This window comes from Alloalcanivorax venustensis ISO4, assembly GCF_015356855.1.
Classification (GTDB): Bacteria; Pseudomonadota; Gammaproteobacteria; order Pseudomonadales; family Alcanivoracaceae; genus Alloalcanivorax; species Alloalcanivorax venustensis.
Genome location: NZ_ARXR01000007.1, coordinates 62,364 through 77,530 on the forward strand (window position 1 = coordinate 62,364; position 15,167 = coordinate 77,530).

The 15,167-nt window shown below is 66.9% G+C and carries 12 protein-coding genes; 9 read left to right on the plus strand and 3 right to left on the minus strand.

Annotated elements, in window-relative coordinates; translation table 11 throughout:
• Positions 1-22: 22 nt before the first annotated feature.
• Genes ISO4_RS06110 through pdeM form a run of 4 tightly spaced genes read left to right on the plus strand, consistent with a single transcriptional unit; the run spans position 23 to position 5,793 of the window.
• Positions 23-1,099, plus strand: coding sequence for a ligase-associated DNA damage response exonuclease (locus ISO4_RS06110; protein WP_228547949.1), 1,077 nt, complete (start codon positions 23-25; stop codon positions 1,097-1,099).
• Positions 1,099-2,694: an ATP-dependent DNA ligase gene (locus ISO4_RS06115; protein WP_194855521.1), complete on the plus strand. Its 1,596-nt coding sequence runs from the start codon at positions 1,099-1,101 to the stop codon at positions 2,692-2,694. The genes ISO4_RS06110 and ISO4_RS06115 overlap by 1 nt, the downstream gene beginning before the upstream one ends.
• On the plus strand, positions 2,678-5,152 hold the full coding sequence (locus ISO4_RS06120) for a ligase-associated DNA damage response DEXH box helicase (RefSeq protein WP_194855522.1): 2,475 nt from the start codon (positions 2,678-2,680) through the stop codon (positions 5,150-5,152). Before ISO4_RS06115 ends, ISO4_RS06120 begins: the two co-directional genes overlap by 17 nt.
• Positions 5,149-5,793: a ligase-associated DNA damage response endonuclease PdeM gene (pdeM, locus tag ISO4_RS06125; protein WP_194855523.1), complete on the plus strand. Its 645-nt coding sequence runs from the start codon at positions 5,149-5,151 to the stop codon at positions 5,791-5,793. The genes ISO4_RS06120 and pdeM overlap by 4 nt, the downstream gene beginning before the upstream one ends.
• Before the next feature lie 207 nt (positions 5,794-6,000).
• On the opposite strand, the gene ISO4_RS06130 is transcribed toward pdeM, so the two are convergent.
• Together ISO4_RS06130 and ISO4_RS06135 are read right to left on the minus strand one after the other, a co-directional pair.
• Positions 6,001-7,062: a phospholipase A gene (locus ISO4_RS06130; RefSeq protein WP_194855524.1), complete on the minus strand. Its 1,062-nt coding sequence runs from the start codon at positions 7,060-7,062 to the stop codon at positions 6,001-6,003.
• Between the two features lie 29 nt (positions 7,063-7,091).
• A complete protein-coding gene (locus ISO4_RS06135) occupies positions 7,092-7,280 on the minus strand; it encodes a Trm112 family protein (protein ID WP_194855525.1) in 189 nt (62 codons plus the stop codon).
• A gap of 236 nt (positions 7,281-7,516) precedes the next feature.
• On the opposite strand from ISO4_RS06135, the gene ISO4_RS06140 reads away from it, so the two are divergent.
• A complete protein-coding gene (locus tag ISO4_RS06140) occupies positions 7,517-9,313 on the plus strand; it encodes an acyl-CoA dehydrogenase C-terminal domain-containing protein (RefSeq protein WP_194855526.1) in 1,797 nt (598 codons plus the stop codon).
• Between the two features lie 247 nt (positions 9,314-9,560).
• Complete coding sequence (locus ISO4_RS06145) at positions 9,561-11,039, plus strand: DUF945 family protein (protein WP_194855527.1); 1,479 nt, start codon at positions 9,561-9,563, stop codon at positions 11,037-11,039.
• Positions 11,040-11,083: 44 nt separating this feature from the next.
• Here the strand turns inward: ISO4_RS06145 and ycaC are convergent, their stop codons facing one another.
• Positions 11,084-11,707 carry an isochorismate family cysteine hydrolase YcaC gene (gene ycaC, locus ISO4_RS06150; protein WP_228547950.1) on the minus strand — a complete coding sequence of 208 codons (624 nt, stop codon included), beginning with the start codon at positions 11,705-11,707 and terminating at the stop codon, positions 11,084-11,086.
• A 132-nt stretch (positions 11,708-11,839) separates the two neighbouring features.
• Here ycaC and ISO4_RS06155 point away from each other — a divergent pair, with 132 nt between their 5' ends.
• From ISO4_RS06155 to ISO4_RS06165, 3 genes are read left to right on the plus strand one after another with little or no spacing between them, the layout of a single operon-like run.
• A complete protein-coding gene (locus ISO4_RS06155) occupies positions 11,840-12,745 on the plus strand; it encodes a LysR family transcriptional regulator (RefSeq protein WP_194855528.1) in 906 nt (301 codons plus the stop codon).
• Between the two features lie 44 nt (positions 12,746-12,789).
• Positions 12,790-13,206: a YbaN family protein gene (locus tag ISO4_RS06160; RefSeq protein ID WP_194855529.1), complete on the plus strand. Its 417-nt coding sequence runs from the start codon at positions 12,790-12,792 to the stop codon at positions 13,204-13,206.
• Positions 13,207-13,246: 40 nt separating this feature from the next.
• Entirely contained in the window at positions 13,247-15,022 is a 1,776-nt protein-coding gene (locus ISO4_RS06165) for an acyl-CoA dehydrogenase C-terminal domain-containing protein (RefSeq protein WP_194855530.1), read from the plus strand.
• Positions 15,023-15,167 lie beyond the last annotated feature (145 nt).

Below are 15,167 nucleotides of genomic sequence, written 5' to 3' on the forward strand. Positions count from 1 at the left end.
AACAACGTGAAGCCCGCCGCCCATGGCGTCGATCAACGGCTTTTACCTTGTTTTCACCGCCGCCTCACCGGGCGTTATTACCATCGCGGACATGGATGACCCTTTGATCTATCCGGCCCGGGAGGGCCTCTACTGCGCCGCCGGGGACTTCTACGTCGACCCCTGGCGACCGGTCCCCCGGGCCGTGATCACCCACGCCCACGCCGATCACGCCCGCTCCGGCAGCGCCCGCTATTGGGCCCACCACCAGAGCGTGCCGATTCTGCGCCACCGCCTGGGCCGCCAACATCACTTCGAAGCCCTGGACTATGGCGAAAGCCGTCGCTTCGGGCCGGTGCGCGTGAGCCTGCACTCCGCCGGCCATGTGCTCGGCTCGGCCCAGGTGCGCCTGGCCCATGACGATGGCCGGGTGTGGGTGGTCACCGGCGACTTCAAGCGTGACCCGGACCCCACCTGCGCGCCCTTCGAGGTGGTGCCCTGCGGCACCCTGATCACCGAGTCCACCTTCGCCTTGCCCTGTTACCGCTGGCCGCCGGTGGAGGAAGTGGCCGCCGATATCGGCCGCTGGTGGGACGACCATCCCGACCGGCCCTGTATTCTGTTCACCTACGCCTTCGGCAAGGCGCAACGGGTGCTGGCGGCGCTGGCGGAGCGGCCTGAACACGCCGGCCGCACGGTGTATCTGCACGGCGCCATGGTGGCGTTGACCGAGCTGTACCGTCGCGCGGGTGTGCCGATGCTTGCCACCGCGCCGGTGTCCGCCTTGCCTCGGCAGCATGATTTCAGCGGCGAGCTGATTCTGGCGCCGCCGTCGGCGGCCGGCAGCCCCTGGATGCGCCGTTTCAAGAACGCCAGCACCGGCTTCGCCTCCGGCTGGATGCGCATTCGCGGCAACCGCCGGCGGCGCGGCTACGATTACGGCTTTGAACTCAGCGACCACGCGGACTGGCCGGCGTTGCTGCGCACCGTGCGCGAAAGCGGCGCCCGCACGGTGCTCACCACCCATGGGCGCAGCGACGAACTGGTGCGTTATCTCAACGAAGAGGAAGGCATCGAGGCGCGCGCCTTGAGCACGCTGTACGGCGGGGAGGGCGATTGATGCGCGACTTCATCGCCCTGTTCGCGGAGCTGGACGCCACCAGTCGCACCAGCGTCAAGCTGGACGCCCTAAAGCGCTATTTCGACCGCGCCCCGGCGGACGACGGCGCCTGGGCGGTGTACATGCTCACCGGCCGCCGCATGAAACGGCTGGTGGGCGCGCGCAAACTGCGCGCCTGGGTCACCGAAGCCTGCGGCCTGCCCGAGTGGCTGGTGGAAGAGACCTACCAGCACGTCGGCGACCTGGCGGAAACCATCAGCCTGCTGATGGACCCGGCCCCGGAACCGGCGCCCGCGGACACCTCGCTGACCGCCTGGGTGGAAGGCGGCGTCCTGGCCCTGCGCGGCCAGGACGAGGCGGAGCAGAAAGCCCGGGTGATGGCGCAGTGGCGGCGGCTGCCCCGCGAGGCCTGCTTTCTCTACAACAAGCTGCTCACCGGCAGCTTGCGGGTGGGCGTCTCACGGGGGCTGGTGGAGCGGGCCCTGGCGGAACGGAGCGGGCTGCCCCGGGCGTTGATCGCGCGCCGGCTGATGGGCGAGTTCGAGCCCGGCGCCAGCTTCTTTACCCACCTGCTCAGTGAGGAGCGCCGCGAGGAGCGGGACGGCCAGCCGTACCCGTTTTTCCTGGCGTCGCCGTTGAAGGACGAACCGGACAGCCTCGGCCCGCTGAGCGACTGGCAGGCGGAATGGAAATGGGACGGCATCCGCGCCCAGTTGATTGCGCGGCCTAACGGCGTCTGGGTGTGGTCCCGGGGCGAGGAGCCCATGGCGGGCCGCTTCCCGGAAGTGGAGGCCGCCGCCGGGGCGCTGCCCGAGGCGGTGCTCGACGGTGAACTGGTGGCCTGGCACGACAGGGTGCTGCCGTTTTCGCAAATGCAGCGCCGCATTCAGCGCAAAACAGTGGGCGAGAAGCTGCTGCGTGAAGTGCCGGTGGCGTTTCTCGCCTATGACCTGATTGAGTACCAGGGGCGGGACTGGCGGGCCCGTCCCCTGCGCGAGCGCCGCGCGGCCCTGGAAACCCTGATCGCCGACGCCGGCGAGCCGGCCTTGAAACTGAGCCCGCTGGTGGACGCGCCGGACTGGCCGGCGCTGGCCGCGTTGCGCGCCGACAGCCGCGAGCACCAGGTGGAAGGGCTGATGCTGAAGCATCGGGACAGCCCCTACCGCAGCGGCCGGGTGCGTGGCGACTGGTGGAAGTGGAAGATCGATCCGCTGACCCTGGACGCGGTGCTGCTCTACGCCCAGCCCGGCCACGGCCGCCGCGCCAACCTCTACACCGATTACACCCTGGCGGTGCCGGACGGCGACGGCTATGTGCCGATCGCCAAAGCCTACTCCGGGCTGAGCGACCAGGAGATCGGCCGCCTGGACCGCTGGATCCGCCGCAACACGATGGAGAAATTCGGCCCGGTGCGGTCGGTGCAGCCACATCATGTGTTCGAGATCGCGTTCGAGGGCATCCAGCCGTCGCCGCGCCATAAATCCGGCATCGCCCTGCGTTTTCCGCGCATCGCCCGCTGGCGCCAGGACCTGACGCCGGATCAGGCGGACAGCCTGACCCAGGTCAAGGAATTGCTGGATGCCTACGGCAGCTGACGGTCTGGCGGCGGTGGACGCCTGGTTCGCCCGCCAGGGCTGGTCCCCGGCGCCGTTCCAGCGCCGCGGCTGGGCGGCGTTCCGCGACGGCCGCTCCGGCCTGATTCATTCCCCCACCGGTTCGGGCAAGTCCCTGGCCGCCTGGCTGGGGCCGGTGTCCCGGGCGCTGGACCGCGGCGACCGGGGCGGCGGCCTGCGGGTGCTGTGGATCACCCCGCTGCGCGCGCTGGCCGAGGACACCGCCGGCAATCTGCGCGAGGCGCTGGACGGCGTGGGCCTGGACTGGCGTGTGGAAACCCGCACCGGCGACACCGGTTCCGCCGCCCGGGCGCGCCAGCGCAAGCGGTTGCCCGAAGCGCTGATCACCACGCCGGAGAGCCTGTCGCTGCTGCTGTCGTACAAGCACGCCGCGCAGCGCTTCCAGCACCTGGACGCGGTAATCGTGGACGAATGGCACGAGCTGCTGGGCAGCAAGCGCGGCGTCCAGCTGGAGCTGTGCCTGGCGTGGCTGCGCGCGCGCCGGCCCGGCCTGCCGGTGTGGGGGCTGTCCGCCACCCTGGGCAATCTGGACCAGGCCATGGCGGTGCTGCTCGGCGGCGCGCAAGGCGGGCAACCCGGCGGTGAGCGCATTGCCGGAGACAGCCCCAAGACACTGACGGTGCGCGGCCTCTGCCCGGACCAGGTGGACCGCTTTCCCTGGGCCGGGCATCTGGGGCTGGCGCAACTGCAACCGGTGATCGACTACCTGGAAGAAGGCCGGACGGCGCTGCTGTTCACCAACACCCGCGCCCAGGCTGAGCTGTGGTTCGAGGCGCTGGCCAAAGCCCGGCTGGACTGGATCACCGAGATCGGTCTGCACCACGGCTCCATCGACCGGCGCCTGCGGCAGAAGCTGGAGCAGGGTTTGCGCGACGGCGCCTTCCGCTGCGTGGTGTGCACTTCGAGCCTGGATCTGGGCGTGGATTTCTCGCCGGTGGACCGGGTGGTGCAGGTGGGCAGTCCCAAGGGCGTGGCGCGGCTGATGCAGCGCGCCGGGCGCTCCGGCCACCGGCCCGGCGCCGACAGCGAAATCCTGTGCGTGCCCAGCCACGCCTTCGAGCTGGTGGAGATCGCCGCCGCCCGGCGCGCCTGGGCCGCCGGCCGGGTGGAGGCGCGCCCGCCCCTGACCCTGTGCCTGGATGTGCTGGTGCAGCACCTGGTGACCCTGGCGGTGGGCGACGGCTTCCAGGCGCCCCGGGTGCTGGCGGAGGCCCGCGCCACCCACGCCTTCGCCGGCCTCACCGACACCCAGTTTCAATGGTGCCTGGACTTTATTACCCGGGGCGGCGCGGTGCTCGAGCATTACCCCCAGTTCCGGCGGGTGGTGGAGGACGACGGCGTCTACCGGGTCACCGACCAGGGGCTGGCGCGCCGCCACCGCATGGCGGTGGGCACCATCACCAGCGATTACCAGATGCGCGTTAAATACCCACGCGGCGGCAGTATCGGCACCATCGAAGAGAGTTTTGTTGCCCGCCTCAAGCCCGGCGATGTGTTCCTGTTTTCCGGCCGGGCCCTGGAGCTGATCCGGGTGCGTGATATGACCGCCTATGTGCGCGCGGCCAAGGGGCGGCGCTCGCTGGTGCCGCGCTGGCAGGGCGGGCGGCTGCCCCTGTCCACGGAGCTGGCGGACACGGTGCTGGATATCCTCGAGGAGGTGGCCGGCGGCGATTACCGGGACCAGGAAGTGCAGGCGATCCGTGACGTGCTGGAAGTGCAGCTCGACCAGTCGGCGCTGCCGTCGCGGCGCCAACTGTTGATCGAGCGCAGCCGCTCCCGCGAAGGTACCCACTGGTTCCTGTTTCCGTTCGCCGGCCGGCTCGCCCACGAAGGGCTGGCGTCGTTGCTGGCCTGGCGGCTGGGGCAGCGGTTTCCCGCCACCTTCTCGATCTCGGTGAACGATTACGGGCTGGAGCTGCTCACCGCGGCCAAGGTGCCGCCGCTGCACGAGGACGACTGGCGCGCGCTGTTGACGCCGGAATCCCTGGTGGAGGATGTGCTGGCGGCGCTCAACGCCGGCGAACTGGCGCGCCGCCGCTTCCGGGACATCGCCCGGATCAGCGGGCTGGTGTTCCAGGGCTACCCCGGCAAGGGCAAAACCGGCAAGCAGCTGCAGGCGTCCAGCGGCCTGCTCTACGACACCCTGGACCGCTACGACCCGGACCACCTGCTGTTGGATCAGGCGCGCCGCGAGGTGCTGGAAAGCCAGCTGGAAATCGGCCGGTTGCGGGCGGTGCTGGAGCGGGCCCGCGACCAGGCCCTGGTGCTCACCACCCCCGAGCGGTTCACGCCGCTGGCGTTTCCGCTGTGGGTGGAGCGCCTGCGTAACCGGCTGAGCACCGAGAGCTGGCGCGACCGGGTGGCGCGCATGACCGAGCGCCTGGAGAAACACGCGGACCGGCGGGCGGGGGACGCATGAGCGACAGCCTGGCACTGACCCTGGCCGGTGAGACCGTCTGGCTGCACGGCGACCGGGCCCTGTTCTATCCCGGCGACAGCGCGTTGCTGGTGGCGGACACGCATTTTGGCAAAGGCGCCTTTCTGCGTCGCCGTGGGTTGGCGGTACCGGGGGGCGAGAGCCGCGCGGACCTGGACCGGCTCAGTATTTTAATCGAACATTTTCAGCCGGCACGACTGATCGTTCTAGGGGATTTTTTCCACCATCGGCCAAGTCGGGGTGAGCCGTTTCTGGATGCTTGGCCAGCTTGGCGGGCGCGCCATGCGTTACTGACCCCGGAGGTCGTGATTGGCAATCATGACCGTCACGCCGAGGGTCTCGACCTGGATATGATCTGGCACTCGCATTTGGACTTGGGGCCGTTCCGGCTTGTCCATGACCCCTATCCGGTCAGCGGTCGACATGTCCTCGGTGGCCATCTGCACCCGGCTTACCGGTTGCATGGCGGCGCCGACAGCGTGCGCGCCCCGGTATTCTGGCTGCGCGAGGGTGTCACCGTGCTACCCGCCTTCGGCGGTCTTACTGGAGGCTGGCCGATTCGCCCGGCACGAGGGGAAAAGGTGGTGATGGCTCTGGATGGTGACCTGTATCCTCTGCCCTAGAGCGGGGAGGCAACCCTGCCAGGATTCGCTACGAAGCGAGGTTTGTGGGAGCTTGCCTTGCAAGCGAAAGGCCGGTAAAGCCGGCCGGTAGGATTCCAGAGAGGCTGTTTGTGCTGCCGTTAGAGAGTGCTCTGGGATCCTGCCGGGAGCTTCGCTCCCTTTCGCGGGCAAGGCCCGCTCCCACAGCCCGCTCCTGCCCGGGGAGGTTTAAAGGGTGTCGGTGAGCAGGATGCCGAGGCTGAAGCGGGTTTCGTAATCGTCGTAGTTGATCAGCGAGTCGCCGTAGCCGGTGAAGACCTGCACCAGCCCCTTGAAGCGATCGTTGATCGGGAACGAGTAGTTGATCTGTCCGGCGCCTTTATTGTCGGAGCGCAGGTTGTTGCGCACCATCAACTCCAGCACGTGGTTGCCGAACACCCGCGCCACCTCCAGCTGGAAATTGCCCATGTACTTTTCGATGTCCGGGTTGTTGTCGCCGCGCGGATCGAGCGGGAAATCCTTCTCTTCCTCGGGGATACGGTACCAGGGCATCACCGACACATAGTAGGAGCCGATCTGCGACACATGGCGCAGGTAGAGACGGTTCCAGCTGCGTGAGGTGGGCTCGTCCTGACCGTTGGAATCATGGCGGAAACCGAACGCCAGCAGCTCGGACTGAACCGGGCCCAGCTGCCAGTCGATGGGTTTGGCGAGGAACACCTCCGGGGTGAAATTGATCTCCCGGAATGGGCGCGATTCCTCGCTATTGTAAGCCTGCCAGAAGAACACCCCGGTAAACGCCATGTACAGGGTGCTGCCGTCCCAGAAGTCGTCGTACACCGGCGCTTTCAGGGAGAACTGGAACTTCACCTCGCCGGAATCCAGGTTCTGGTCCTCGCGGTCCGGGTCGTTCCACTGGGGGTTGCTCCAGTGGCTGTAGGGCATCAGGTAGTTGCGCCGGTGCGGGGTGATCACGAACGGGTTTTCCTGGCTGGTCTGCTCCAGGGCCAGGCGGGCGAGCAGGGCGTCCTCGTGGGGCAGCCGCTGCTCGGGGGCGCCGTCGTCGCACCAGCCGCGCAGCTGTTCCAGGGTGACGTCGTCGCCGGCGGTCTGGGCCGCGCGCAGCAGACAGGCCTCGCGCTTGCGGGCCTGCTCCTGGGCGGCCGCCGCGGCGTTATCCTCGGCGGTGGCGTCGCCGTTACCGCCCTCCGTCTGTTGAGCGAAGGCGGTCTGGCCGGCGGCGAAAACAAAGGAAAAGAGTAACAGCGATGAGGAGAGCAGCCGTTTCATCGGGGCATCCTTGGCGGTGGTTCTCGGGCCTACAGGGAGCGAAGTTCGTCGTCTTCCATGGTGCGAGCTTCTTCTTCCAACATGAGAGGAATACCGTCGCGCACCGGGTAGGCGAGGCCGCTCGCCTTGCACATCAATTCGTTCTTCCGCTCGTCGAAAATCAGCGGTGCCTTGCTCACCGGACAGACCAGAATATCCAGCAGGTTGGGGTCGATCATGGCGGGTCGCTCCTGTTCGTGTGCCCTGATACTGAGCGGAACTATACCAGCCTTCCCGGACGAAAAGTGGTTTCAAACGCTTGTTTGACTTACGGGTCACAAATAGTTGTGGGCACCGGCTTTCGGGCGGCGCTACCATTGCCGTCCTGACGATGGACCCGCCCCGTTTCGCTGCTCTTTCCACAGACCTCCGGGGCCGGTTTCCCTGCATTGCAAACCATTCCGGGAGATCCGACATGCCTGATTACAAGGCTCCCCTGCGCGACATGCGCTTTGTGCTGAACGAAGTTCTCGACCTGGACGGCCACTACGCCAAACTGGGTCTGGAAGAAGTGAACAGCGAACTGCTCAACGCCTTCCTGGAAGAGGGCGCCAAGTTCGCCGAAAACGAGCTGTCGCCCCTGAACCGTTCCGGTGACGAGGAAGGCTGCGGTTTCGAGAACGGCGTGGTGACCACCCCGAAAGGCTTCAAGGAAGCCTACGCCAAGTACGTGGAAGGCGGTTGGCCGGCCATGGGCGGCGACCCGGAATTCGGCGGCCAGGGCCTGCCGGGCTCCTCCAGCATCGCCATCTCCGAAATGACCGGCACCGCCAACTGGTCCTGGAGCATGTACCCGGGCCTGTCCCACGGCGCGGTGGCGACCATCGAAGCCCACGGCACCGACGAGCAGAAGCAGACCTACCTGCCCAAGCTCACCAGCGGTGAATGGACCGGCACCATGTGCCTGACCGAAGCCCACTGTGGTTCCGACCTGGGTCTGCTCAAGACCAAGGCCGAGCCCCAGGCCGACGGCTCCTACAAGATCACCGGCACCAAGATCTTCATCTCCGCCGGCGAACACGACATGGCCGACAACATCGTCCACATCGTGCTGGCCCGCCTGCCGGACGCGCCCAAGGGCACCAAGGGTATCTCCCTGTTCATCGTGCCCAAGTTCCTCACCGACGGTAACGGCGGCGTGGGCGAGCGCAACGGCGTGGCCTGCGGCTCCATCGAACACAAGATGGGCATCAAGGCGTCCGCCACCTGCGTGATGAACTTCGACGGCGCCACCGGCTACCTGATCGGCCCGGAGAACAAAGGCCTGAACTGCATGTTCACCTTTATGAACTTCGCCCGTCTGGGTACCGCCATCCAGGGCGTGGCCCACGCCGAGCTGGGTTTCCAGGGCGGCCTGACCTACGCCAAGGACCGCCTCGCCATGCGCAGCCTGTCCGGCGCCAAGAACGCCGACGGCCCGGCCGACCCGATCATCGTGCACCCGGACGTGCGCCGCATGCTGCTGACCAGCAAGGCGTTCGCCGAAGGCGGCCGCGCGCTGGTGTACTTCTGCGCCCAGCTGGGTGACACCGTGAAGCTGGCCAAGGACGAGGAAGAGCGCAAAGAGGCCGACGCCCTGATGGCGCTGCTGACGCCGATCGCCAAGGCGTTCGTCACCGAGGTGGGTCTGGAAGCGGCCAACCACGGCGTGCAGATCTACGGCGGCCACGGTTTCATCCGCGAGTGGGGCATGGAGCAGAACCTGCGTGACGCGCGCATCTCCACCCTGTACGAAGGCACCACCGGCATCCAGGCGCTGGACCTGCTGGGCCGCAAGGTGTTGATGACCCAGGGCCAGGCCCTGCGCAACTTCACCAAGATCATCCACAAGTTCTGCGAAGCCAACGCCGACAACGACAAGCTCAAGGAGCTGATCGAGCCGCTGGCGGCCAGCAACAAAGAGTGGGGCGATCTGACCCAGGCCATCGGTATGCAGGCGATGCAGAACCCGGAGTACGCCGGCGGCGCCTCCGTGGATTACCTGATGTACTCCGGTTACGTGACCCTGGCCTACCTGTGGGCGCTGATGGCCAGCAAGGCCCAGGCGCAGCTCGACGCCGGCGCCGGCGACGAGGACTTCTACAAGGCCAAGATCAGCACCGCGCGTTTCTACTTCAAGCGCATTCTGCCCCGTATCGCCGGCCACAAAGGCGCTATCGAGGGTGGCATCGACAGCCTGATGGAGCTGGACGCGGAGCACTTCGCGTTCTGATTGCGGCCGTCACTGTACGACCGAAAAGCCCGGCCTTCGCGCCGGGCTTTTTTTGTGGTGTGTGGCACCTGTGGGGAGCTTGCCTGGCAAGCGAAAGGGTGGCGTTAGCCACCCGGCAGGATCCCAGAGACGCTTTTGTGCGGCTGGAAGCTGCGAACCGCGTGGTGAAAATTTCCCGGCGATGCCGTTATAGTTAGCGGCTGGGGGTACCGGCTGCCGGCCGGAACAATAATATTCTGGGGGAAAAATGAAAAAACTGCTTCTCGCGGTCCTGGTGCTGGGCGGGCTCTGGCTGGCCGCCGGCTATGTGATCGGCAATAAGGTGGAAGACACGGTGCGCGCCCAGGTGGCGGGCCAGGAAATCATACCGGGCTCCGACCTGGTGCGGCTGGATATCGCCGAGTACGACAAGGGGCTGTTCGGCGCCGACACGCGTATTTGTCTGGTGTTTGATCGGCTGCCGCCGGATATGGCCATGCTGCAGGCCTACTCCGGCAAGCTTTGTGATCGCGGCGAGATTCACTACGGGCCGCTGCTGTTCGGCCCCGACGGTCCGTCCTTGGGGCTCGCCTACGCGCGCAGCGAGCTGGACCTGAGCCCGCTGCCGCCGGAAATCAAGCAGATGGTCGACGGCCTGTTCGCCGGCCAGCCGCCGGTGATCGGGCACAGCTGGTATACCTTCGACGGCGGCGTGGACCTGCGTGTGCTGGTGTCGCCGTTCCGGTTCGAGAGCCCGGAGCTGAGTGCCTCGCTGGCGGAGCTGCGCATGGACGGTCGGGTCGACGACCCGGTCGCCAAGGTCGGCGACTTCTTTGTGCGCGGCCGCGACCTGCGCGTGGCCGGCCCGCAGGGCGCCCTGGTGCTGCCCGAGCTGGACGCGGAAGTCCGCCTTAAGGCCATGCTCGGCGAGGTGCTGCCGCTGATCGACATGACCATGGCGGCCAACGGTCTCAGCGTCAGCGCCGGTGGCCGCGAGCAGGTGGCGGGCAACGTGACCCTGCGCACCCGCACCCGGGAAGACGGCGATACCCTGAGCGGCGACAGCGGCCTGTGGCTGGACGCGCTGAGCGGTGACCAGGTGCCGGAGCGCGTCGACAGCGCCTGGCTGGGCTTTGACTGGCACGGCTTCGACCGCGCCGCCGCCATCCGCGTGCAGCGCATCTCCCAGGAGCTGGACAGTCTGCAACTGGAAATGATGATGCAGGCGATGAGCGGCGAGGGTGACTCCGCCGCGATGCAGGAGAAGGGCGAGCGGATGGCCGCGTTGGGGGAAGAGATGATCACCGTGATGAGCACCCAGCTGCTGCATCCCGAACGCACCGGCATGACCGTCAAGATGGTGGTGGACGGCGCCGGCGAACGCCAGCTCACCCTGGACAGCGCCCTCGACTACAACGGCCTGGACGGCCTCAACCCGAGCTTCGCCGAGCTGCAGATGCTGCCGCCCGCGGCGCTGGCCCGGCTGGTCGACCTGAGTGTGGATTTCGACGCCGCCTCCGCGCTGCTGCCGCCCGGCCTGCGCGCCGGCCTGGTGGATTACCAAAGCAGCGGCTGGCTACGCCAGCAGGACGGCCGGTTACGTACCCGCCTGACACTGGAGCAGGGCGAGGTCACTCTCAATGGGGCGTCGATGACGGTCGAGGAACTGATGAGCAAGGGCCAGGCGGCCGCCCGCGGTGGGGTGAGTGCTGACTTGCCGGAGACCTTGGACAGCGGCGGCTATTAACCCCGCTGCCGGGGCGCCCGCCGTTTCGGCGAGCGCCCACCGGGTCAGGCTTTCGAGGTCAGGGTGTTGTAGCTGGTGATCAGATTGCGGTAATCCGGAATGTGATTGGAAAACAGCGTACCCAGGCCCTCGATGTCGTTGCGCCAGTCGCGGTGCAACTCACAGGCGGCGCCGAACCAGGTCATCAACTGCGCGCCCGCGGCGGTCATCCGCTGCCAGGCGGCGTCGCGGGTCATGGCGTTGAAGGTGCCGGACGCGTCCGTGATCACGAACACTTCGAAGCCCTTCTCCAGAGCCGACAGGGCCGGGAACGCCACGCACACCTCGGTGACCACGCCGGCGATGATCAGCTGCTTCTTGCCGGTGGCCTTCACCGCGTTGAGGAAATCCTCGTTGTCCCAGGCGTTGATCTGGCCGGGCCGCGCGATGTAGGGCGCGTCCGGGAACTGCGCCTTGAGCTCCGGCACCAGCGGGCCGTTGGGGCCGTCCTCGAAACTGGTGGTGAGGATGGTGGGTAGCTGGAAGTACTCGGCCATATCCGCCAGGGCCAGCACGTTGTTTTTGAAGCGGTCCGGGTCGATGTCGCGGACCAGCGACAACAGGCCGGCCTGATGGTCCACCAGCAGTACCGCCGCGTCGTCCTTATTCAAGCGATTGTAAGTACTCATGATATAGCTCCTTGATGGCTGGAGAAGCCGGCTGCCTCTCCATGCTTTGAATGCTATAAATGAGACGGTATGCCCGGTAGTGGGCTAAAGTGCTACGCTTTGTTCTATTTATGGGACGATAATGGCGGCGCAATGGAAAACCTGAACGACCTCTATTACTTCGCGCAAACCGTGGAGCACGGCGGCTTCGCGCCGGCCGGCCGCGCCATCGGCGTGCCCAAATCCAAACTCAGCCGCCGGGTGGCGGCCCTGGAAGAGCGGCTCGGCGTGCGCCTGATCCACCGTTCCACCCGCCACTTCTCCACCACCGAGACCGGGCACACCTACTACGAGCACTGCAAGGCCATGCTGGTGGAGGCGGACGCCGCCCAGGAGGCCATCGACAGCGTGCGGGCGGAGCCCCGCGGGGTGATCCGGCTGGCTTGTCCGGTGACGCTTTTGCATGTGCACGTGGGCCCGTTCCTGGCCGGCTTCATGCGCGATTACCCGGGGGTCACCGTGCATCTGGAGGCCACCAACCGCCGGGTCGATCTGGTGCACGAAGCGGTGGACGTGGCGATCCGCGTCCGTCAACCGCCGCTGGAGGACAGCGACCTGGTGATGAAGGTGCTGTCCGAGCGGCACCTGGGGCTGCTCGCCAGCCCGGATCTGATCCAACGCCACGGCACGCCCGCCGGACCGGAAGACCTGGCCGGCTGGCCCACGCTGTGGCTGGGCAGCCCGGCGCCGCGCTATGAATGGGACCTGTACGGCCCCGGAGACCGGCCGCTATCGGTGCGCCATGTACCGCGCTTCGTGACCACCGATATGGTGGCCCTGCGCCGGGCGGCGCTGGGCGGGGTCGGGGTGGTGCAACTGCCGCTGCTGACCGTCCGTGACGCCCTGGCGCGGGGCGACCTGGTCCATCTGCTGCCGGACTGGGCTCCGCGCCGGGATATTATTCATGCGGTGTTTCCGTCCCGCCGCGGCATGCTGCCGGCGGTGCGCGCCCTGATCGACAGCCTGGCGGCCTACTACGCCTCCTTCGAGGAGCAATAGGCCGCCGCTGGCCCGGCGGGGGGCCGCCGTGCTGTAATCAGCCCATGATCAAGGTATTCCTGTGGCGTGCCCTGGCGCTGCTGTGCGTGGCCCTGGGCTTGATCGGCGTGGTTCTGCCGGGCATGCCCACCGTGGTGTTCATGCTGGTGGCCGCCTGGGCCGGCGCCCGGGGCTGGCCGCGCCTGGAGTCCTGGTTGCTGGATCATCCCCGTTATGGGCCGCCCATCCTCCATTGGCGTGAGCGCGGCGCCATATCCCGGCGCGGCAAATGCGCCGCCTCCACCATGATGCTCGTCAGTATCGGCATCATCGCCTTGTCCCCCGTGCCCAACCCGGTCAAGATCGGCGTCCCGCTGTTTCTGTGCGCCCTGATGTTGTGGCTGTGGCGCCGCCCGGAGCCCCGGGAAGAGGATGAACGGCGGGTCACAAATAAACATTTACGCCCTGTTCGCCGGGACTAAACTATCGTCCCGCGACCAAGCTGTTTCGGGAGATATGCCAATGGCCACCTATAAAGCGCCCCTGGAAGACATGCGCTTCGTCCTTAACGATGTGTTCGAGGCCGATAAGCTCTGGGCTTCCATGTCCGCCACCGCCGAGGTGACCCGCGATCTGTCCGACGCGATCCTCGATGAAGCGGGCAAGATGGTGGAAAACCTGCTGTTCCCGCTCAACCGGGAAGGCGACGAGCAGGGCTGCCACTTCGACAACGGCGAAGTGACCACCCCCGAAGGCTTCAAGGAAGCCTTCAAGACCTACGCCGAGAACGGCTGGAGCGCGTTTTCCGGCAACCCGGAATTCGGTGGCCAGGGCATGCCCAAATCCCTGGCGGTGTTGTTCGAGGAGATGATGCACAGCGCCAACTCCTCGTTCGCGCTGTACCCGGCGCTCACCAACGGCGCCACCCTGTGCCTGGACGCGCACGCCTCCGAAGAGCTCAAGCAGGCCTACCTGCCCAAGCTCTACAGCGGCGAGTGGAGCGGCACCATGTGCCTCACCGAGCCGCACTGCGGCACCGACCTGGGCATCATGCGCTCCAAGGCGGTGCCCAACGACGACGGCTCCTACAACATCTCCGGCACCAAGATCTTCATCACCGGCGGTGAGCACGACATGGTGGACAACATCATCCACCTGGTGCTGGCCAAGCTGCCGGACGCCCCCGCCGGCTCCAAGGGCATTTCCCTGTTCCTGGTGCCCAAGTTCCTGCCCGACGCCAACGGCGACGCCGGGGAGCGCAACGGCGTGGCCGCCGGTTCCATCGAGCACAAGATGGGCATCAAGGGCTCCGCCACCTGCGTAATGAACTTCGACGACGCCAAGGGCTGGATCATCGGCGAGCCCAACCAGGGCCTGGCGGCCATGTTCACGATGATGAACTACGAGCGCCTGTCCATCGGCATCCAGGGCCTGGGTCTGGGTGAGGTGAGCTACCAGAGCGCCGCCGACTACGCCCGCGAGCGCCTGCAGGGCCGCGCCGCCACCGGCGTCCAGAACGAAGGCGGCAACGCCGACCCGATCATCGTCCACGGCGACGTGCGCCGCATGCTGCTGACCATGCGCGCCCTCAACGAAGGCGGCCGGGCGCTGTCCGCCTATGTGGGCATGGAGCTGGACAAGGCCAAGTTCTCCGAGGACGAGGCCGAGAAAAAAGCCGCCCAGGACCGGGTCGCCCTGATGACCCCGGTGGCCAAGGCGTTCTTCACCGACCGCGGCTTCGACACCACCGTGATCGGCCAGCAGGTGTTCGGCGGCCACGGCTACGTGCGTGAGTGGGGCATGGAGCAATTCGTGCGCGACTGCCGCATCTCGCAGATCTACGAAGGCACCAACGGCATCCAGGCGCTGGATCTGGCCGGCCGCAAAGTGACCCGCAACGGCGGTAAATACGTGGAAGCGTACCTCGCCGACATCCGCCGCTGGATCGACGACAACGCCAACCAGCCGGGCCTGGACGGCATCAAGGAACGTCTGGTCAGCGCCGTGGAGCTGCTGGAAAGCACCACCACCGAGATGCTGCGCCAGGCCGGCGACAACCCGGACGCGGTCAACGCCAACGCGGTGGAATACCTCGACCTGTTCGGTTACGTCACCTACGCCTGGCTGTGGGCGCGCATGATGGTCACCGCCGCGCAACGCGACGACGACTTCGGCCGCGCCAAGGTCACCGTGGGCCGCTTCTACTACGAGCGCCTGCTGCCCCGCGCCGGCGCCCTGGCCGAGCAGATCAAGGCCGGTGCCGGCACCATGATGAGCCTGGATCAGGACCTGTTCTGATCCCCCGGTTCTGATTCTGGAAACCTAAAAAGCGGCCTTCGGGCCGCTTTTTTTTGCACTGACATAAATGCTGTCACGTTCTGTTCACGCCCCTGCAATCAATGGCAACTAACTTACCGCTTTTGGCCGCTGGCCTGTCAGTCAG

Excerpts from the sequence above, each read along its gene's own strand:
- ISO4_RS06155 (WP_194855528.1), top strand. The coding sequence starts at position 11,840 with ATGGAAAACCTGAACGACCTCTATTACTTCGCGCAAACCGTGGAGCAC.
- ISO4_RS06140 (WP_194855526.1), top strand. The coding sequence starts at position 7,517 with ATGCCTGATTACAAGGCTCCCCTGCGCGACATGCGCTTTGTGCTGAAC.
- ISO4_RS06135 (WP_194855525.1), bottom strand. The coding sequence starts at position 7,280 with ATGATCGACCCCAACCTGCTGGATATTCTGGTCTGTCCGGTGAGCAAG.
- pdeM (WP_194855523.1), top strand. The coding sequence starts at position 5,149 with ATGAGCGACAGCCTGGCACTGACCCTGGCCGGTGAGACCGTCTGGCTG.
- ISO4_RS06160 (WP_194855529.1), top strand. The coding sequence starts at position 12,790 with ATGATCAAGGTATTCCTGTGGCGTGCCCTGGCGCTGCTGTGCGTGGCC.
- ISO4_RS06115 (WP_194855521.1), top strand. The coding sequence starts at position 1,099 with ATGCGCGACTTCATCGCCCTGTTCGCGGAGCTGGACGCCACCAGTCGC.
- ISO4_RS06120 (WP_194855522.1), top strand. The coding sequence starts at position 2,678 with ATGCCTACGGCAGCTGACGGTCTGGCGGCGGTGGACGCCTGGTTCGCC.
- ISO4_RS06165 (WP_194855530.1), top strand. The coding sequence starts at position 13,247 with ATGGCCACCTATAAAGCGCCCCTGGAAGACATGCGCTTCGTCCTTAAC.
- ISO4_RS06130 (WP_194855524.1), bottom strand. The coding sequence starts at position 7,062 with ATGAAACGGCTGCTCTCCTCATCGCTGTTACTCTTTTCCTTTGTTTTC.
- ycaC (WP_228547950.1), bottom strand. The coding sequence starts at position 11,707 with ATGAGTACTTACAATCGCTTGAATAAGGACGACGCGGCGGTACTGCTG.
- ISO4_RS06110 (WP_228547949.1), top strand. The coding sequence starts at position 23 with ATGGCGTCGATCAACGGCTTTTACCTTGTTTTCACCGCCGCCTCACCG.
- ISO4_RS06145 (WP_194855527.1), top strand. The coding sequence starts at position 9,561 with ATGAAAAAACTGCTTCTCGCGGTCCTGGTGCTGGGCGGGCTCTGGCTG.